20 protein-coding genes are annotated in these 17,750 nt (G+C 34.3%); 16 read left to right on the plus strand and 4 right to left on the minus strand.

Going from position 1 to position 17,750, the window contains the following annotated elements; translation table 11 throughout:
* Window positions 1-157 precede the first annotated feature (157 nt).
* From BGC7_RS15575 to BGC7_RS15590, 4 genes are read left to right on the plus strand one after another with little or no spacing between them, the layout of a single operon-like run.
* On the plus strand, window positions 158-1,480 hold the full coding sequence (locus BGC7_RS15575; RefSeq protein WP_050702523.1) for a hypothetical protein: 1,323 nt from the start codon (window positions 158-160) through the stop codon (window positions 1,478-1,480).
* Entirely contained in the window at window positions 1,450-2,130 is a 681-nt protein-coding gene (locus BGC7_RS15580) for a condensin complex protein MksE (protein WP_050702524.1), read from the plus strand. Before BGC7_RS15575 ends, BGC7_RS15580 begins: the two co-directional genes overlap by 31 nt.
* Window positions 2,120-5,401: a hypothetical protein gene (locus tag BGC7_RS15585; RefSeq protein ID WP_050702525.1), complete on the plus strand. Its 3,282-nt coding sequence runs from the start codon at window positions 2,120-2,122 to the stop codon at window positions 5,399-5,401. The genes BGC7_RS15580 and BGC7_RS15585 overlap by 11 nt, the downstream gene beginning before the upstream one ends.
* The gene (locus BGC7_RS15590) at window positions 5,394-6,332 is read left to right on the plus strand and encodes a hypothetical protein (RefSeq protein ID WP_050702526.1); all 939 of its coding nucleotides are present in this window, start codon (window positions 5,394-5,396) and stop codon (window positions 6,330-6,332) included. Before BGC7_RS15585 ends, BGC7_RS15590 begins: the two co-directional genes overlap by 8 nt.
* 112 nt (window positions 6,333-6,444) lie before the next feature.
* On the opposite strand, the gene BGC7_RS18345 is transcribed toward BGC7_RS15590, so the two are convergent.
* Window positions 6,445-6,681 carry a tyrosine-type recombinase/integrase gene (locus tag BGC7_RS18345; protein ID WP_157258757.1) on the minus strand — a complete coding sequence of 79 codons (237 nt, stop codon included), beginning with the start codon at window positions 6,679-6,681 and terminating at the stop codon, window positions 6,445-6,447.
* A gap of 256 nt (window positions 6,682-6,937) precedes the next feature.
* On the opposite strand from BGC7_RS18345, the gene BGC7_RS15595 reads away from it, so the two are divergent.
* Genes BGC7_RS15595 through BGC7_RS15605 form a run of 3 tightly spaced genes read left to right on the plus strand, consistent with a single transcriptional unit; the run spans window position 6,938 to window position 9,752 of the window.
* Entirely contained in the window at window positions 6,938-8,167 is a 1,230-nt protein-coding gene (locus tag BGC7_RS15595) for a site-specific integrase (RefSeq protein WP_050702527.1), read from the plus strand.
* A gap of 11 nt (window positions 8,168-8,178) precedes the next feature.
* On the plus strand, window positions 8,179-9,399 hold the full coding sequence (locus BGC7_RS15600) for a site-specific integrase (RefSeq protein ID WP_050702528.1): 1,221 nt from the start codon (window positions 8,179-8,181) through the stop codon (window positions 9,397-9,399).
* Window positions 9,396-9,752: a virulence RhuM family protein gene (locus tag BGC7_RS15605; protein WP_050702529.1), complete on the plus strand. Its 357-nt coding sequence runs from the start codon at window positions 9,396-9,398 to the stop codon at window positions 9,750-9,752. Before BGC7_RS15600 ends, BGC7_RS15605 begins: the two co-directional genes overlap by 4 nt.
* Before the next feature lie 77 nt (window positions 9,753-9,829).
* Here the strand turns inward: BGC7_RS15605 and BGC7_RS15610 are convergent, their stop codons facing one another.
* Complete coding sequence (locus tag BGC7_RS15610) at window positions 9,830-10,177, minus strand: winged helix-turn-helix transcriptional regulator (protein WP_050702530.1); 348 nt, start codon at window positions 10,175-10,177, stop codon at window positions 9,830-9,832.
* A gap of 138 nt (window positions 10,178-10,315) precedes the next feature.
* Between BGC7_RS15610 and BGC7_RS15615 the strand changes: the two genes are divergently transcribed.
* The gene (locus BGC7_RS15615; RefSeq protein ID WP_050702531.1) at window positions 10,316-12,577 is read left to right on the plus strand and encodes an ATP-binding cassette domain-containing protein; all 2,262 of its coding nucleotides are present in this window, start codon (window positions 10,316-10,318) and stop codon (window positions 12,575-12,577) included.
* A gap of 98 nt (window positions 12,578-12,675) precedes the next feature.
* Here the strand turns inward: BGC7_RS15615 and BGC7_RS15620 are convergent, their stop codons facing one another.
* Window positions 12,676-12,972, minus strand: a complete 297-nt coding sequence (locus BGC7_RS15620; protein WP_050702532.1) for a helix-turn-helix domain-containing protein — start codon at window positions 12,970-12,972, stop codon at window positions 12,676-12,678.
* Complete coding sequence (locus tag BGC7_RS15625) at window positions 12,965-13,252, minus strand: helix-turn-helix domain-containing protein (protein WP_050702533.1); 288 nt, start codon at window positions 13,250-13,252, stop codon at window positions 12,965-12,967. Before BGC7_RS15625 ends, BGC7_RS15620 begins: the two co-directional genes overlap by 8 nt.
* Before the next feature lie 460 nt (window positions 13,253-13,712).
* On the opposite strand from BGC7_RS15625, the gene BGC7_RS17725 reads away from it, so the two are divergent.
* Genes BGC7_RS17725 through BGC7_RS15660 form a run of 8 tightly spaced genes read left to right on the plus strand, consistent with a single transcriptional unit; the run spans window position 13,713 to window position 17,614 of the window.
* The gene (locus tag BGC7_RS17725) at window positions 13,713-13,949 is read left to right on the plus strand and encodes a hypothetical protein (protein ID WP_082206803.1); all 237 of its coding nucleotides are present in this window, start codon (window positions 13,713-13,715) and stop codon (window positions 13,947-13,949) included.
* A gap of 20 nt (window positions 13,950-13,969) precedes the next feature.
* Window positions 13,970-14,971, plus strand: a complete 1,002-nt coding sequence (locus tag BGC7_RS15630) for a hypothetical protein (RefSeq protein ID WP_050702534.1) — start codon at window positions 13,970-13,972, stop codon at window positions 14,969-14,971.
* A gap of 44 nt (window positions 14,972-15,015) precedes the next feature.
* Complete coding sequence (locus tag BGC7_RS15635) at window positions 15,016-15,276, plus strand: hypothetical protein (RefSeq protein WP_050702535.1); 261 nt, start codon at window positions 15,016-15,018, stop codon at window positions 15,274-15,276.
* A complete protein-coding gene (locus BGC7_RS15640; RefSeq protein ID WP_050702536.1) occupies window positions 15,263-15,496 on the plus strand; it encodes a hypothetical protein in 234 nt (77 codons plus the stop codon). Before BGC7_RS15635 ends, BGC7_RS15640 begins: the two co-directional genes overlap by 14 nt.
* Window positions 15,497-15,542: 46 nt before the next feature.
* The gene (locus BGC7_RS15645; RefSeq protein ID WP_050702537.1) at window positions 15,543-15,956 is read left to right on the plus strand and encodes a PcfK-like family protein; all 414 of its coding nucleotides are present in this window, start codon (window positions 15,543-15,545) and stop codon (window positions 15,954-15,956) included.
* Between the two features lie 11 nt (window positions 15,957-15,967).
* The gene (locus BGC7_RS15650) at window positions 15,968-17,263 is read left to right on the plus strand and encodes a PcfJ domain-containing protein (RefSeq protein ID WP_050702538.1); all 1,296 of its coding nucleotides are present in this window, start codon (window positions 15,968-15,970) and stop codon (window positions 17,261-17,263) included.
* Window positions 17,260-17,445 (plus strand): hypothetical protein, encoded by a 186-nt coding sequence (locus tag BGC7_RS15655; RefSeq protein WP_050702539.1) that lies wholly within the window; start codon window positions 17,260-17,262, stop codon window positions 17,443-17,445. The genes BGC7_RS15650 and BGC7_RS15655 overlap by 4 nt, the downstream gene beginning before the upstream one ends.
* Window positions 17,435-17,614, plus strand: coding sequence for a hypothetical protein (locus BGC7_RS15660; protein WP_050702540.1), 180 nt, complete (start codon window positions 17,435-17,437; stop codon window positions 17,612-17,614). The genes BGC7_RS15655 and BGC7_RS15660 overlap by 11 nt, the downstream gene beginning before the upstream one ends.
* The last annotated feature ends 136 nt before the right edge of the window (window positions 17,615-17,750 follow it).

The following is a 17,750-nucleotide window of genomic DNA, read 5'->3' on the forward strand; positions in this document are numbered from 1 at the left end:
CCTGACTATTTATTTTATTATTATCTTACTTCGTTTTGATATAAAATTTTTACATGGAAGAAAATAAAGGTACATATCAACCTAAGGTGCTCTACAGATAATGATAGATCTGAAAAATACATGAATTGGGTTGATTTAAATAAAGATATAGAAATTAATGGAGAGTTTTAATTTATATAGAGAGGCGAAGAATCAATATGAGAAATTAATTCCAGGAAAAAATGATGGATTAATTCTCCTATCTCTCTATGCCAAATATAAGGACAGAGACTTTTCCGAAGAAAATATTAATACGATTATCAACAAAGTTTTCAAAGATCAAGGAGTTGAAAATTCAAGAACAGAATATAATAGAAATAATACAATAATATTAAGACTACAAGAATCATTTTTATGGCGTAATGAAACAAAAAGGACCTATCAATTTAAAAAATATGGATTAGAACTTTGCCAGCATATTGAAAAGCGACTTATAAAAAAATATAGCCCAGCCAAGATAAAGCGTTTTTTTGACGAATTACATAAAAGCTTGACTGAAAATATTGAAAAGGAAAATGATTTTAATGAGTGGGTAGAAGACCATTTCGATCTGAGAATACCAGAACTTATTTCTCAAATTGAAATACTTGATCAACAAGTCAACGAATCAGTAAATGATTTCAAAATCAGTATTAAGTCTGAAAATAAAAATGTTATTTATGTTTTGAAAGGAATTGAAATTCATTTAGAAATAATTAAAAAACAGGCTTCTGAGCTCAAGAATGCATTTCAGGTTTCATATGAAATTGACGAAATCCTAACAGGAATTCTCCAAAAGCCAGACAACCACGACTATATTAGAAATATTCAAAAGGTTCAAAAATTTCATGACAATTCGCGAAATCAGTTAGAACAGATAAGTAAAAGAATTGAAAAAATAAAACCTCGTCTCCGAGAGTTTATTTATGATTTTAACAAACAGGATTTTGATCGAAAAACAAATAAATTCATTGATTATTTGTTAGAAAACTCTTTTGTAAAAAAAGAAGGAAGTAGAAAAAAAATTAAATTTCCAAATAATCTTTTAACCCTAAGGGTGAAATTAACAGAACACCTTCCTATATTTAATATAGTTCCGACCAGAGAGATAAGCTATAAATTACCTATGGAAATTTCGAAAAGGCAAATAGATTTCTCTAAAAGGAAAGAGTTACTAGATAAAACCAATAAATGGAAACAAGATAAAGAAAAAATATTGTATTGGACAAATATTGCCTTTAAAGAATTAGACGAAAATGGTACATTAGCTTTTACTCCATTATTTTTTAAGATTATAGATACCAATGAATTATCTATAGCAGTTAAAACTGCTCATAACATTTTAAGGAGAAGTACCAAATTTAAACATAAATATAAAATTGAAATTAATCGAGAAGCTGTTAATCATACAGTGAATAAAAGTATTTCATTATGGCAGATGACTATTCAGAAAATGGAGTAAAATATAGTTTTCTATATGAAAAGAAAGTAATGAGTGTTTTTGCTAAGCTGGACTATGCGCTTAGAAGTGGTACTCATATCCAGAGAGAATATCCTTTTGACGTGAATTTATATCGTTTCTTGAATGATAATGACAATTTTGAATCATTAAAAAAGTATTATAAAGACTTTTTTAATCTCAACCTTAAAATTGAAGGAAATGAGTTTAATCAATACTACTATCTGGAACTGAACGAAGATGGTAAAAGCAATGTGTCTTCTGATTACAGAGATTATTTAAAAAGTGAGTTTATAATTATCGGAATGCTCTTTCTTAAGATGTACAAACTAGATGGTAATATTGAGTTAGATAGTATTTCTGACTTTATAAACCTCCTTTATGAAGAATATGAAGAAGAGAAAAACGCCTTGAGAAAATTAATAAATGACAACTCTTCAGACAAGGGAACAGATACTACTGATCAAAGATTTGAAGACATTGTAAAAAAAGCCTTTATCAAATTTGGCGAATTAGGATGGTTAATGTGGGAGGATGAAAGTGAGAAAAACAAATTTAAGATTTTACCATCTTTCGAACGACTAAGAATAGCATATCAGCCCCAGATAGAAACAATAGACGACTTAATTAAAGATGTGAAAAATGCAGAATAATTTTCCACGTATATATAGTTTATCTACGATAGGTATTAAGCAGCACTTTAATGCAGACTATTTATTTCACCCATACAGAACAGATTTTAGTGGTGAAAGTGGTAGCGGAAAAAGTATGATCGCAGATATGATTCAATTGATTTTAGTAGGATCTAGCGAATTTCAATCTGCTACAGACGGCAATAAAGATAGAGATGTCAAAGGGATGCTTTTGGGGAGCAAAGGCAAAACTTCTTCCAGAGGTTACATTTTTATGAATATCGAAGTCAAGCCAAAGCAATATATTGCAATGGGCGCCTACCTTGAAAGTTCCAGTAATGTGGCTGAGATGTTTATTATCCAAAATGGATATGATTGGGAAATGTTAACGACTCTCAATCGTCCAATTTTTACAAAAGATTTAATTATAGATGATAAGGTTGAGGCGCTAAATAATCTTTGTGATAAGATTGCGTTTGTAAGGATTAAATCATTTAGGAGGAAAAATTATCATCAAATTCTTTATGATAATGAAATACTCTCTTTAGACTTGACTAAAGAAACAACATTAAAAGCTTACGCAAGTATTTTAAGGTCGTTCTCTAGAGGAAAAGGTTTTAAAAAAGAATCCGAGAATCTTAAAAGATTTCTTTTCGGAGATGACGATAAAAATATCATTAAGGCTAAATATGATGAAGAGGTGAAAAATATTACAAATGACTTTCACGAACATAAAAGATATTTGGATGAAATCAGATTAATTAATGAAAAACAAACTTTATTAAAAAATGTGCTGGAGAAAAGTAAAGTCTATAAATCGACTTATTCTGAATATTTAATTAAACGATACAATTTTTGGAATACACAAAAGAAGAAATCATCCCAAGAGCAACAAGAACTTAATGATGAATTGGAAAAACAGATTGAAGAATTAAAATTCATAAAAAATCAAATAATAAAGATACAAATTAAAGAATTGAAAGAACTTCAAAATTTAAAAGAAACAGTGGTTAGACTTGAAAACAAAGAAGAGTCTAATACTGATATTGAAAATAAATTTTTGAAGATAAGCCAGTCCAAAGCTTCTATCGAAACGGTTGAATATTGGTTGAGATTAAATAACAATCAATTAGAAAGAGTTAAAGAATGGTTTTCTTTTCAAAAGAAAGAACATAAAAGTAAAAAAAACTTGCAAAGTTTTACTGATTATCTTAAGGAAAATAATGCATTAAGTGATTTTGAAGCATCCAACTGGTTAATTGATTTTGAGAAAGAAAATATCGAATTTCCAAGGAGAATCGAAAGAATAGAAAAGGAAATAGCGGAACTTCAATCATTCTCTAAGTTTACAGATATTAACAATCCAGAATCTCTTTTAAATTGGGCTATAGAAAGCTTAAAATTCCCAGTCTCACCCAATATTGAGAGCGCTCTAATCTACTTTCAAAAATATGGTAAAATAAGACCTTCTGAAAGAAATGCTGAAAGATATGTACCTTCCCCAGGAGACTTGTTTGAAAACATGAACTCTAAAATTAAAGAAGAAACAGATCATGGCTTCTGGTTAAACCTTGATGGTGTTTATGAATATATTGAACATTCGTCTAGCCATGTTTTAAATGTTAGCGATCCAAAACAACTTTTAGGACCTATTCAAAAAGTAAAAGAAGGTATTACAAATCGTTTGTCAACACTTAAGATTGAAAAGAAACAGGAACAAAAATTAAAAGAGATATTATTTGCCTATGGCAACTTAAAGGAATCTATTAGTTTATATAAACGGAAGAATGATCTTTCTAATTTCAATATTGAAGAAACTTTAAAAGAGATTTCTGAAGAAACTTTAATCCAAAATATTGAGTTGTATAATAACAAAAAGAGTATTGATTTAGAATTCACTTCTATTCAGAAAGAATATCAAGATTTTTTAACTCAAAAGAACACAATTGATGAGTATAACAAAAAAATCAAAGAGCTGGAAAGTAAATTCTTTAAAGAAGATTTAGTAATTGGCATAAACTCTATTGAAAACGAAATTGAGCAATTTATAAATAATATGTATAAATTGAAAAATGGCTTTGATAAAGAATTATTAAAGGAAAAGTATGTTAAAGACATTAGCCATGAATCGAAATTATTAAGTACAAAATTTGATCTTAAACAAACAATAGACGATCTTGAAAAAAATAAAAAAGAAAAAGAAGATAATCATACTAAAGCAAACCTAGAGTTGGATGAAACAATTAGGTTGAATGAGTATCTATTTAAATCAGAAATTAAGTTTTCTGAAGATATTATAGAATTAACCAATCCTGAAAACGGAGAGTTAAACTCTTTGAAATTCAAAGCGGAACAATCAAAAGTTGCCTACGATGAATACTTAAAAATCGTTACTGAAAATACACCTTATAATGAATTAATTTCTATTGGTAAGCTTGCTAATTATTTACTCCCCACAGTTTTTCCCACTTCCACAATTGATGAAAATCTAATTACTTATAATATAGTAGAAAGGTTGAATAAACTCACACAGGATATTCAGGAGATTGGTTCAAGAAAAATGGAGATATTGGGAAGTATTTTCAATGAGGTATATAGGGTTTACAATAATTATCTTACTAAAATTAGTGAAATTGATTCCTATCTCAAAAAGAAAAACAAAGTTATTACTGGAGGTAATCGAGCCTCCTTATTGTCTAAACCTTCAATACATTTCCCAACTAGTTGGCTTTTTAATTTTAGAAAGCAACTGAATAATCAACTGAATAATGTTGGATTATTTAGCGAACTTCGGGAAGAAATAGATATTAACGTGATGATGGTAAAGGCTTTTCATCAATTTGGAGGTAGTGCTAAAATCGATCCCGAAGATTTAATGAATCCTAAATCTTATTTCGATCTAGAGTTTGATTTAAAACTTGACAATGATGAGAGTAATTCTGGGAGTAATGGTCAAACTTATACTGCTAATGCGTTATTATGCTTAGCAAGGTTGTCTCTAATTGAGGTAGAAGGAAGAAGAGGGCTAAAGATAATGCCAATAGATGAAGCCGAAGGTTTAGGGAGTAATTATGATATGCTTCATAAATTAGCCAAAACAGAAAAACACCAAATCATCACGATGGCTATAGAGACAGCAGGAGAAATTACGAATGATGGACAATATATCTACATTATGAATGAAAATAACTTAGCTGATACAGATACCTATGTTCCACCTTTGGGGATTTTTTCTGATATCATTGTAGAAGATATTACCAATTATATTAACACAATACCGAGCAATGAATAAAAATATTACATGGAAAGAATTAAAAGCCCTTGATGACTTATTTCATTTAAAGAAAACAAGAGCGAATATTCAAGAGCATCCTTATATTAAATATTTATTGGAAGACAAATGTATTCTTGATAGAAAGATCGGAAATACTAAAATTGTTGTTTCTACTGATTGTTTTGGCAAATTCTATGAGGGTACATTTAAAATACAGTATGATGAAGCTAAGAACTTTCTAATCGAAAATGGGATTGAACCTAATGCTAAAAAGAATTTCACACTTGAAGACGTAAAAACTTTAATGCTCATCGCAGAAAATAAAACTGAGTTGAAAAATAATCCTACTAATATAGAAGACTTCTCCAATGAATTTTTTAATACCTCAAAATACTTAAAGAATAAGACAAGCATAAGAAATGCTGTATTTAAAATTTTAGGGATCACAGAATTTTCTTTAGATAAAAAGGAAAATCAATGGAGAATTGTCGTTGATCATCCTAATCCTAGAGCTATTGTATTGTGCGAAAATAAATCCTTTTTAAAACAACCCTGGATAGCTAGAAATGCAGAAATTAAGTTATGGTATGTTGGTGGGAATAACATAAAAATAATTGATGATATTGATGAAATAGAGCTTTCAAAACCTATCTATTATTCTTGTGATTGGGATTTAGCAGGATTACAAATTTACACAAGAATAAAAGAAAAGCTTAGAAAAAGAAATAAAGATATATCCATTCTCTACCCTAATGAGCCTCATAAGAAAATAAGCACATATATCGACTACCACTATAGTCATTGGGATTTATCAAAAAAAGTATCTGGATTATCTATTGATTTATTCTTAGAAAAAGAATTAATTCTTATTAATAATCTGATTCAAAGTCAAATGTGGATTGAGGAAGAATCATTTGATTTGATAGAAATGCTAAATTGCACAAAATAAAAAAAGACGACTAAACAGCCATCTTTTCATTTGCTTTTTGTAAATATTATGATGATTCCCAAATGTTTAAGTTTTTATTTCCTAATCTGATACATTATCACTCTCATATTACTTACACCATTTCTGTAAAGCTCACAATTTTTTTCTCAATAGCTACCATCTCATTAAAAACCTTTCTTTGGGTGATTTTACCATATATCTGCGTGTTTTTAATACTACGATGCCCCAATACACTAGTGAGTGTTTCCATTGTCGCTCCATTATCTAGCATGACAGTAGTGGCAAATGTATGGCGATGTATGTGAAAAAAACACAAGAAAAGGGATATACGCAAATCGCAATACTTCAATAGGTAACAGTCTTGAAATTAGCATATTTGCTTAGATTTAGGAAGTTCGTAAAATTGGAATCTAAGCAAATCTTAGACATACTTCAGTTACTAAGTCGTTAACCACTCAGTTACTAAATTAAAACAGGTAACAAGATGCGAATAAACGAACTTCTTATGTTCTGATTTGCTTATAATTACGCACTAAAGAGCACTTATATAACAAGTAACTTTGCCGTTGTTTTGCAACGGCAAAGGATAATAAAAATATAAGTGTATGAAAGCAGAAAAATTCAAGGTATTACTCTACCTCAAAAAGAGTAGTTCCGACAAATCGGGTAAAACTCCGATAATGGGACGTATCACTGTCGGCAAGTCGATGGTACAATTCAGTTGTAAACTTTCTTGTACATTCTCGCTATGGAATTCGCGTGAAAGTCGGTTGAATGGAAAAAGTAAAGAAGCCATAACGACCAACGCTCAGTTGGATAAGTTGATGCTTTCCATCAACGAAGCATACGACACGCTCATTGATCGTAAACAGCCTTTCGATGCCCAAGCTATCAAGAACTTGTTTCAAGGAGCAATGTCCGCACAAACGACCCTGCTACAACAATTCGATAAACATATCGAAAGCGTTAAAGAGCGTATTGGCGTTGATCGTTCCCCAAGAACACTTCCCAATCATCTCTATACCAAACGAGTTGTAGCTGAATTTATCAAGAAAAAGTTTAATGCTTCCGATCTGGCTTTCGGTCAGTTAAGCGAACAGTTTATCCGGGACTTCCAATCTTTTGTATTGGAGGATAAAGGACTTGCACTTGATACCTTACGACACTATCTGGCAATCCTAAAAAAAGTTTGCAAGATAGCTTTCAAAGAAGGTAACTCGGATAAAAACTATTTTGCTTATTACAAGCTACCTAAACAAAAAGAAAGTACCCCAAAAACCCTCAGCCGGGAAGATTTTGAGAAAATTCGGGATTTAGAAATTCCCGAACGTCGCCGATCACATGTCATAACACGTGATATGTTCCTATTTTCCTGCTACACAGGCACGGCCTACATTGATACGGTATCCGTCACCAAAGATGATTTATCAACGGATGATGATGGTGCATGGTGGCTCAAATACAAGCGGGGCAAAAACGGACAACTTGCCCGCATCAAATTATTACCGGAAGCCATTGCCCTGATTGATAAATATCGGGACGACAACAGGGAAACTTTGTTCCCAATGATACACAACGGTACGATTAAAAGAAATATGCAAGGCATACGGATTCTTGCTGATATAAAAGGACGTCTCCACTATCACATGAGCCGTCATTCCTTTGCCAGTCTAATTACACTCGAAGCAGGTGTACCCATCGAAACGGTATCAAAAATGCTCGGTCACAGCGATATAAAAACAACACAAATTTATGCACGTGTGACCCCTAAAAAGCTCTTTGAGGATATGGATAAGTATATTGAGACAACACAAGATTTAGTATTAACCCTATAATATCAACGATCATGCGAAGTACATTTAAAATATTATTCTACATCAACCGCAGTAAAATAAAAACCGACGGCACTACTCCTATTCTGTGCCGTATCACGGTTGATAATAAACAGACAGTTTTGACAACCGGAATCTATTGTGAACCGAACGATTGGAACAGCAAGAAAGGGAAAGTACGAGACGGGGCGACCAATCATAAATTGGATAAACTTCGGGAACGTATCGAACAGACCTACGAAGAGACTCTTAAAGAACAAGGAGTTATCAGTGCAGAATTACTCAAAAATATAATTTTAGGAGTAAATAGTGTGTCCACCTTTCTTTTACAAGCAGGTGAAGTGGAGCGTGAACGATTGAGAAAACGATCTCTGGAGATTAATTCAACATCCACCTACCGACAATCAAAAACAACCCAGAGCAACCTGCGTGATTTTGTCCTTTCACGAGGAATGGATGATATTGCCTTTTCAGATATTACGGAAGAGTTTGGAGAATCGTTCAAAAACTTCTTAAAAAAAGATTTAGGCTATGCGACAACCCATGTGAATCACTGTCTATGCTGGCTAAACAGGCTGGTTTATATTGCGGTTGATCAGGAAGTGTTAAGAAGTAGTCCGATTGAAGATGTGGAGTATGAGAAAAAAAATCCTCCTAAATTACGGCATATTACCCGAAATGAACTGAAAAAGATTATGGACACTCCAATGCCCTACGAACGGCAAGAGTTAGCTCGCAGAGCGTTTATTTTTTCAGCCTTTACCGGACTTGCTTTTGTTGATGTGCACAACCTCTATCCTCAGAATATAGGCAAAACAGCGGAAGGTAGATTATATATCCGAAGTAGCAGAACTAAAACAAAAGTTGAAGCATTTATCCCACTGCATCCGATAGCAGAACAAATCTTGATGCTTTACAATACAACCGATAATACTGCTCCTATCTTCCCTTTACCAAGTCGGGATCAGATTTGGTTTGAAGTTCATGAGATAGGCTTTGCTTTAGCGTTCAAGGAGAATCTCAGCTATCATCAAGCCCGACATTCGTTCGGAACCCTTATGTTATCGGCTGGTATTCCTATTGAGAGTATTAGTAAAATGATGGGGCATACCAATATTTCGAGTACACAGATTTACTCGAAAGTTACTGATGATAAAATATCAGAGGATATGGACAAGCTAATGGAACGACGAAAAGCAATTAGTAATAAAACATCTCAACCGATAGAGCTATGAAAAACACAAAAATCAAGATAAGTGATAATGGAACTGTACATGTTCCAAGAAATGTTAGAATGAATATTACAGAGATCGCCGAACTCTTTCAAATCTTCTATCAAGCGGCAAAGAAGAATATTCGTTCTATTGAGAAATTAGGTATTTGTACGGGAGATCAGTCGATGAGTGGAACGGTAGAAGGAGCCAAAATCGTTTCCGATTATTACGGTTTGGATATGATAATCGCTATTGCTTTTCGGGTGCAATCAGTCAAAGCAAATATCTTTCGTAAGTGGATAATTGATCAATCTACCAAGCCAGAAGTAACAACAATGCCTCTATTGTCGATTCAAAATGCAATGCTCAACTAATGCAGGACGTCATAAGTAATTAAAAACAGGCTTCGAGTTTATTTCGAAGCCTGTTTTATTATAAGACCTGTTGATTCTTAAAGAATCCTATTGATAAAATCTTCCTTATGCTTATCTCCCCATTGCCATAACTGATCAATAATCGGGATTAATTCGCGACCTGTCTCTGTTAGATAATATTCTACTTTCAATGGCAAAACCGGATATACTTTCTTTTCCAAGATACCCATCCTTTCCAGTTCGCCTAATTGCTTTGTCAGCACTCTTTTGGGTGCAACACTGATACTTCGTTGCAAATCGCACGGTCTTACAATTCCTTTACTAATTTCCAGTATCAACCATGCATTCCAACTAGATGATAAAATATCAATGGCAATCCGAACAGGACAATCGGAATAGTCCATTGGATTTTTCTTTATATACATTTTTTTCCTTTGTTTTTCTTATTTCAAAGATAATCAATTATTATCCAAATAGGGATAAATTTATCACCCGATGAAAGATTTATCCCTTATTGTCCAGCCGATTATAAGTCTTTATTTTTGTGACAAGCAACCACGAATATGAGTAAGAATGAAATTATAGTAAGAGGTGCAAGGGAAAATAATCTGAAAGATATATCTGTCAGAATTCCTAAGAAAAAAATAACCGTATTTACAGGAGTATCAGGTTCAGGCAAAACCTCTTTAGTTTTCGACACAATAGCTGCCGAATCGCAAAGGTTATTGAATGAAACTTATGATAGTTTTATTCGCCACCGATTACAACAATATGGAAAGCCGGATGTAGATAGCTTAGATAATTTATCGGTAGCGATTATTGTCAATCAGAAGAAGATAGAAGGTAATGCCCGCTCGACAGTGGGTACAACAACCGACATATATTCGCTTTTACGGTTATTATTTTCGCGTATAGGAAATCCGTTTACAGGACATTCTACTGTCTTCTCATTTAACAACCCTCTAGGAATGTGTTCCTGTTGCGAAGGCTTAGGAAAGACTAGCATAGTGGATTTAGATGAATTGATTGATAAAACTAAATCTCTAAATGAAGGAGCAATCAGATTCCCCACATTTGAGGTTGGAGGATGGCGTTGGACTCGTTATGTCTATTCCGGATTATTCGACAATGATAAGAAGATAAAAGATTATAGTTCTCAGGAATGGTATAATCTGATATATGCAGATGATCTGAAACTGCCACACCCTGATCCTCAATTTCCTAAAACAGGAATATACGAGGGAATATTACCTCGCTTTGAGCGTAGTTTTTTCAAGAAGGAATCAAAAGAAATTACAGGTAAAAATGCATTAAGATATAAAGAGGTCGTAAAACAAGGGCTCTGCCCCGAATGTAATGGAGCCCGTTTAAATCCAAAAGTTTTAACTTGTAAAATATCAGAAAAGAATATTGCAGATTGCTGTAATATGCAGATAGACGATTTACTTGAGTTTATTAAAACAATAGATAGTAATACTGTTACGCCGTTATTAAATACAATTATTGAAAACCTTGAAAATTTATTGGCTATTGGTTTGGGGTATCTGACCTTAAGCAGAAATACTTCTTCATTATCAGGAGGAGAATCACAACGGATAAAACTAGTCCGACATTTGGGAAGCAGCCTGACAGACCTCACTTATATATTCGATGAACCAAGTGTCGGGTTACATCCTAATGATGTACAACGCTTAAATAAATTGCTAATCGAATTACGGGATAAAGGAAATACGGTGCTGATTGTAGAACACGACCCTGATGTAATAACCATTGCAGACCATATTATCGATATGGGAATCGGTGCAGGCAAAGGCGGTGGAAATATTGTTTACGAAGGAGATTTTGAGGGGTTAAAAAAAGTAGAAACACTGACAGGACGTTATCTTAATCATAAAAATCAACTTAAAGCCAAATATAGAACTGCTTCCAGCTATTTATCTGTAGATAATACTTCTATCCACAACTTGAAAAATATATCTGTTCAGATACCTAAAGAGGTATTGACCGTTATTACAGGAGTCGCAGGTTCAGGGAAAAGTTCCCTTGTCAAATCTTTTATTAGTCAATATAAAGATATAGTGGTAATTGACCAAAGTGACTTACGAGGTAGTAAAAGGTCGAATATTGCAACCTATACAGGGATATTGGATGTAATAAGAAGACTATTTGCGAAGCAGAACAATGTGAATCAGTCGCTATTTAGCAATAATTCAGATGGAGCTTGCCCCGAATGCAGAGGATTAGGCATTATATCTACCGATCTTGCTTTTTTAGATGCTGTCGAAGTTCGTTGCGAACAATGTAATGGTAGTGGATTTAAGCCCGAAGTTTTAAAGTATAAACTGAATGGTAAAAATATTACTGAAATTATGGCTATGACCATCAGCGAAGCAAATACTTTTTTTGATATACAGGAAATAATACAACCTCTTAACCGGCTTTGCGAAGTCGGCTTACATTACTTAACATTGGGACAATCCTTAAATACATTTTCAGGAGGAGAGCGTCAACGCTTGAAATTAGCAACCGAATTAGGAAAGAAAGGAAATATATACGTTTTTGATGAGCCGACAACAGGACTTCATGGTTCAGATATATCCAAACTTATGAAGCTTTTTGACAGACTAGTAAATGAAGAGAATACAGTTATCATTATCGAACACAATATGGATATTATCTCTCAAGCTGACTGGATTATTGACATGGGACTTGGTGCAGGTAAAAATGGAGGAGAGATCGTTTTTGAAGGCTTAGCAAAGGATATAATAAAAAACAGCCAATCACTAACGGGCATATACTTAGACAAATATCTAAGTACCAAATAAAAAATCACTAAACAGCATAAAGAAAGCGGTTCACATAAAAAACAGGCTTCGAGTTAATTCTGAAGCCTGTTTTCTGTTGTAGACCTAGGAATAGAATACTATTTCAGTTCTTGAATATAGTTTCGATCTAATATCTTCTGAATATCAGATTCTCGATACAGGGTTTTACCCCCAAACTGAAAATAAGGAATTTTACCCTCTGTACGATAGAGTTGTAATGTTCTTCTGCTTATTTTTAACTTTTTAGCCATCTCCGTATCAGTCAAAAATCGTTCTCCAAAGAGCGATGGCTTCTCGGAGGTCAGGACAACTTCAATTCGATCCAACATCTTGTCAAGCAAAGCAAAAAACTTCTTTACTCGCTCGTTTCGCTTTGTTAAAATGTCATTATCCATGTTGTTGCAATTCTAATTCGTGAATAAGTTTTCTTACATCTTTGACTCTATAATAGAGTTTCCGGCTAATCTTGGTATAGGGCAACATACCACTATCTCGATAACCTTGAAGAGTACATTTAGATATATTAAGCATCTGGCACACATCCTGATTATCTAACCAATCTTCAAGTCCTTTACTTGTATGGCGTTCACACAGCTTGTTCACTTTATGAGCGAACAGTTCAAACTGCGTCATCATTGCCTCGAATGTTCGGGCTTCAATATATATTATCTCCATAGTAATTTACTTTTTTGTTCATACTATGATTACGGGGGGAGCAAATATAAGTCATTAAATTACAGTATACATAAGTAATTTATAGGCTGGTAGCTTTAGTCTATACTTGTCTATGCCTAAAAAACATTTTATACTCTTTCGATAGCTTCAGGAAAGGGTAAAAGGGATTTTTTCTACTTGTTTCATAATTTCTTCCCCTTTAAGCGAAATGTCATCAGAGCCTAATGAGTATTCGATTTCAGTCGCAAAGGTATTCCGTGTTCTTCACGCTGACAGCAAGGTAAGCCCTAAAGGGTTTGGCGAAAAATCTTCCTCTTTCCCTTCTTCTGCTATTCGGGCGAGCGTATTTATTCGTCAAAACCTTGCACAGCTAAACACTACCCTTTTTTTAAGCTTCTGAAACTCGAATACTCCTCACCGGCTCCGATACGGCATAGCGTTAAAAAAAAGGTCAGAAATTATGAAACTAACAGCAGAAAAAAATAAGAAACAACGATCCTCCTACCTTCCAATTAGCATAGGTTGGGTTTTGAAAATAGTCTTAATTATCGTGGGTTACTCCTTATGGGGAGCTGGGTTTATTTGGGCTTTGGTGGGCTTGTATCTCTTCTATGATGTGATTCGGGGTATTCTCTCGTGCCTGCTGATGTTGGGTGCTGTAATTACCCTTATTTATCTAATGCTGACTTATTTATAATCTATTAAAACGCAAAAGTTATGACAAAGGTATTTTTATTAGGTGCGAACAAAGAAATTGACAGAGCCGAACAAGTAGTAGAGGTCAATCAAGTTATCCAAATGGAGGGGTACAGCTATCACAGATATGTAGTGTACGACATTACAAAAAATCAATGGGGCATCACTTACAAGTTGATAAACCTAACGACAAAGGACTTTCATACTGCCGACATTATTCGACCATTGAAAGAAAAATTTGGTATTGGATTCTATTACGACACCGACAACCCTCAATTTATGGACAGCTTTGAAGTAGCAATATTGCTCCAAGAAGCACAAGCCAAAGCCAATACAGAAGCGGACGAGGAAGAAAAAAAACGCATACGAGTGGAGGAAGTCAAAGCGATAGGTAGCAAACGTTTTGCCGAAATACTCCCAGAAAATGCACAAGCGGTTATCGTGGCACGTTTGAAGCAAGACGAGAGCGACAGCCAAAGAGACTACTTTGCATCAAGAACAACACGGACTGTCATCTTAGGCTTTTCTACCCACAAAAGAGATATCTTTTCTGAAATGCGGAAACACGCATCCAATTTTGAAGAAACTGCCTATTTAACGGAGTACAACGAAGATTACGAACATCGGGAAAAGTATTCGATGGGTGCAGGGTACTATTTAGGCGAAAGCAAATATCATGGATGGATAATCGAAAAAGAGCCTATTTACAACCGAGAACAAGCAATTAAATTATTTGCCTATGCAGCAGGGAGCGAAGATAACATTCGCATAAAAAAGACTGATGATACACCACCAACACCACCAAGCGACAAGAACGGCACAAGCAAGAACGGTTGCACATTAGTAGAGTATTCAGAGAAAGCGGTAGCAGTATTTGGAGAAACAAGAGCCATCAAAGACGAACTCAAAGCAATGGGAGGAAAGTTTAACAGCAGACTGACCTTTAACGGAAAAAGGTTAGCAGGATGGATATTTTCAAAGTCGCAGGAGCAACGCTTAGCGTACTACTTTGGATTAAATTAATTATCAGAAAACTAAGGAAGTATAAATATAAAGCATAGGATATAATGAAAACGAATAGAAAAGTAACAGCTAAGTCTGTAACAATCAATTTCAGAAATTATGGCGAAATAACAATCCCTAAAGGTGTTTTAGTGACCAATGAGACGGCAATGGGAATAGATGATAAATACAATTTTGTAGATGAATTTGATTGGATTGATACCAACTACCCCCAAGTAGCACGATCATTAAAAATGGATGCTCAAAACTATGGAATAAACATACCCAAAGAACATATAATCACTCAAGAAGATGAAAACATTTAAAAGAGCAAACCTCCCCGAACAAATAAACTATAACAGCAAGGTTTATAAAGTTGATATTGAACTAAGTGCTTTGTATTCAATTGGTAGAACAAATAAAGTACCGAATGATGCTATAAAAGTCGAAGTATTAAGCCGAAAACTAAAAAGCAGTACCGATATATATAACAGACCTTACAAGCCTTCAATTTTCATATTCATTCCCATAGAGCCAAAGAAATAAAATAATAACAAGGGGCGGTAAACCTGCCCTACAACACCCCAAGATTATGAAAGCAACAAACCATTTCCAAAATACGATAAAGGCATATTTAGACAAACGTGCAGAGATAGATTTACTTTTTTCATTCCGTTACTCCCTGCCCGAAAAGAAGTTAGAGGATTGCGTGACTTATATCCTAAACCAAGTACAGAAAAGCGGTTGCAATGGTTTTCACGATGATGAAATATTCGGCATGGCGGTACATTTCTATGACGAAGACAACATCAAAATAGGTAAACCGATGCACAATGCACAGGTAGCAGTCAATCATGTAGTCGTATTAACAGCCGAAGAAAAAGAGAAAGCACGTCAAGAGGCTATGCAAAAGGCACAAGACGAAGCCTATCGAAAAATGACACAGCCAACTAAGAAAGCCAAAAGAGTAGCATTAAATCTCCAACCAAGTCTATTTGACTTTTAAATTATCGACCTATGAAACCAAAGAATAAACTCCAAAAACAAGTAGTAGAAGCAAGTAAAACATTGCCCAAACTTACCAAAACGCAAATCCAATGGGGATACGACCACGCTATGCAATATGTTGGACGAAGAACTGAGAAAGGAATTGTTACTTGTACCAAGTGCGGTCACTCGTGGCAAGGGATGGGAGAATTAGCCAATACCCTTTTGGGGTGCGAGTGCCCGAATTGTCAATCAAAATTAATAGCTAAGACCACCAAGAAACGAACATTTGATGATAGTTATTATATGAACATCATCACGGCTCACAAAGGCTATCAAGTGATACGCACCATCATGTTAAGTTATAAATCCAAAATAGGAGAACCGACAAAACTTTCATATTCCGAAGTGATGCAACGTTGGATTGCCCCCGATGGGAAACATTACACCTTTGCCCGACTTCGCCAAACGATGGGGACGTATTGTATTGATTCATGGTTTTTTCATACTCCATTAGAATTGCGAAACGAGAATAGCAACAATAAGTTTTACATAAACGTCTATGACAAAATAGGAAGTATGGGCGAAATCTATCCACCTCAGAAACTTATACCCGAATTGAAAAGAAGTGGCTATAAAAAAGCATTATATGGACAGAACCCTTTAGACTTATTCCGTACCCTACTGAGTGACAGCAGAGCCGAAACACTTATCAAAGCAGGCTATACAAAGCTATTAGAACGTATTATGAATATGGGTTGGAAGAATATTGACAGTTATTGGCAATCCATCAAAATAGCTATCCGCAACAAATACAAAATTGAAGATGCCATTCTTTGGTGCGACTATATAGATATGCTTCGATTCTTTGGCAAAGATTTGCACAATGCAAAATACGTTTGTCCGACTAACCTAAAAACCGAACATGACCGATATGTTATTAGGAGAGCTAAAGCAGATGCACAAGCCGAAATAGAAAAGCAAATTGCAAAGGAAGATTCATTCAGAGAAGAAAAAGGCAAATTTTTCGGACTTTCGTTTTCAGATGGTACTATCAGTGTTCGTGTCTTGGAGAGCATAGCAGATATAATATTGGAAGGAAAAATGATGCATCATTGCGTAGGTGGTTATTACTCAAAAGCCGATTCGCTAATCTTATCGGCTTGTATTGATGGCAAACGCATTGAAACAATTGAGGTATCAATTTCGCAATTAAAAGTTGTTCAAAGCCGTGGAGTATGTAACAAGAACACTAAACACCACAATAGAATAATACAACTTGTAGAGCAAAATATATCACTTATAGAAAATAGATTAGCAGCATGATGAAAGAAAATGTTTACACCTTATTTGTTGGCTTCCGAAAATTGGGAGAGTTCAAATCTATTTTGGAAGCCAAGAAGTTTGCTCAAAGTAGCAATCTGGCAGGAGCTTTTAACCTTCTTGGCGAGAATTATAGAGATAGTTGGTATGTGTTTAAATCAGAAACTAAAGACGATGAAAATTAAAAATATAACAGGGAAGTCCATCGAAGTTACAAATTTGAATAAGGCTATTAAGCAATGCAAATTGTGCAGGAATAGTCCCTTTCTGATGGATTCTGGACATACGGTTGGAGAGAATTACTCGTTTATGCTCCTGCAATTGGAAGAACTGAAACGAAAATTGAAGACCTGACGGCGGAGAGAAATTTCCGCCGCTTCTTTTTCCATGAGCTGTTAACAAAATTTTATGCGGAGAAAAAGAAGCAAAAATCCTGTCTTTCATAGTTTTATAACAATGATCAGTTCTTGAGAGAAGTATAATAACAAAT

Origin of the sequence: Dysgonomonas sp. BGC7 (assembly GCF_001261735.1) — a bacterium.
Taxonomy (GTDB): domain Bacteria; phylum Bacteroidota; class Bacteroidia; order Bacteroidales; family Dysgonomonadaceae; genus Dysgonomonas.

Excerpts from the sequence above, each read along its gene's own strand:
- BGC7_RS15575 (WP_050702523.1), top strand. The coding sequence starts at position 158 with ATGGAGAGTTTTAATTTATATAGAGAGGCGAAGAATCAATATGAGAAA.
- BGC7_RS15580 (WP_050702524.1), top strand. The coding sequence starts at position 1,450 with ATGGCAGATGACTATTCAGAAAATGGAGTAAAATATAGTTTTCTATAT.
- BGC7_RS15585 (WP_050702525.1), top strand. The coding sequence starts at position 2,120 with ATGCAGAATAATTTTCCACGTATATATAGTTTATCTACGATAGGTATT.
- BGC7_RS15590 (WP_050702526.1), top strand. The coding sequence starts at position 5,394 with ATGAATAAAAATATTACATGGAAAGAATTAAAAGCCCTTGATGACTTA.
- BGC7_RS15595 (WP_050702527.1), top strand. The coding sequence starts at position 6,938 with ATGAAAGCAGAAAAATTCAAGGTATTACTCTACCTCAAAAAGAGTAGT.
- BGC7_RS15600 (WP_050702528.1), top strand. The coding sequence starts at position 8,179 with ATGCGAAGTACATTTAAAATATTATTCTACATCAACCGCAGTAAAATA.
- BGC7_RS15605 (WP_050702529.1), top strand. The coding sequence starts at position 9,396 with ATGAAAAACACAAAAATCAAGATAAGTGATAATGGAACTGTACATGTT.
- BGC7_RS15610 (WP_050702530.1), bottom strand. The coding sequence starts at position 10,177 with ATGTATATAAAGAAAAATCCAATGGACTATTCCGATTGTCCTGTTCGG.
- BGC7_RS15615 (WP_050702531.1), top strand. The coding sequence starts at position 10,316 with ATGAGTAAGAATGAAATTATAGTAAGAGGTGCAAGGGAAAATAATCTG.
- BGC7_RS15620 (WP_050702532.1), bottom strand. The coding sequence starts at position 12,972 with ATGGATAATGACATTTTAACAAAGCGAAACGAGCGAGTAAAGAAGTTT.
- BGC7_RS15625 (WP_050702533.1), bottom strand. The coding sequence starts at position 13,252 with ATGGAGATAATATATATTGAAGCCCGAACATTCGAGGCAATGATGACG.
- BGC7_RS17725 (WP_082206803.1), top strand. The coding sequence starts at position 13,713 with ATGAAACTAACAGCAGAAAAAAATAAGAAACAACGATCCTCCTACCTT.
- BGC7_RS15630 (WP_050702534.1), top strand. The coding sequence starts at position 13,970 with ATGACAAAGGTATTTTTATTAGGTGCGAACAAAGAAATTGACAGAGCC.
- BGC7_RS15635 (WP_050702535.1), top strand. The coding sequence starts at position 15,016 with ATGAAAACGAATAGAAAAGTAACAGCTAAGTCTGTAACAATCAATTTC.
- BGC7_RS15640 (WP_050702536.1), top strand. The coding sequence starts at position 15,263 with ATGAAAACATTTAAAAGAGCAAACCTCCCCGAACAAATAAACTATAAC.
- BGC7_RS15645 (WP_050702537.1), top strand. The coding sequence starts at position 15,543 with ATGAAAGCAACAAACCATTTCCAAAATACGATAAAGGCATATTTAGAC.
- BGC7_RS15650 (WP_050702538.1), top strand. The coding sequence starts at position 15,968 with ATGAAACCAAAGAATAAACTCCAAAAACAAGTAGTAGAAGCAAGTAAA.
- BGC7_RS15655 (WP_050702539.1), top strand. The coding sequence starts at position 17,260 with ATGATGAAAGAAAATGTTTACACCTTATTTGTTGGCTTCCGAAAATTG.
- BGC7_RS15660 (WP_050702540.1), top strand. The coding sequence starts at position 17,435 with ATGAAAATTAAAAATATAACAGGGAAGTCCATCGAAGTTACAAATTTG.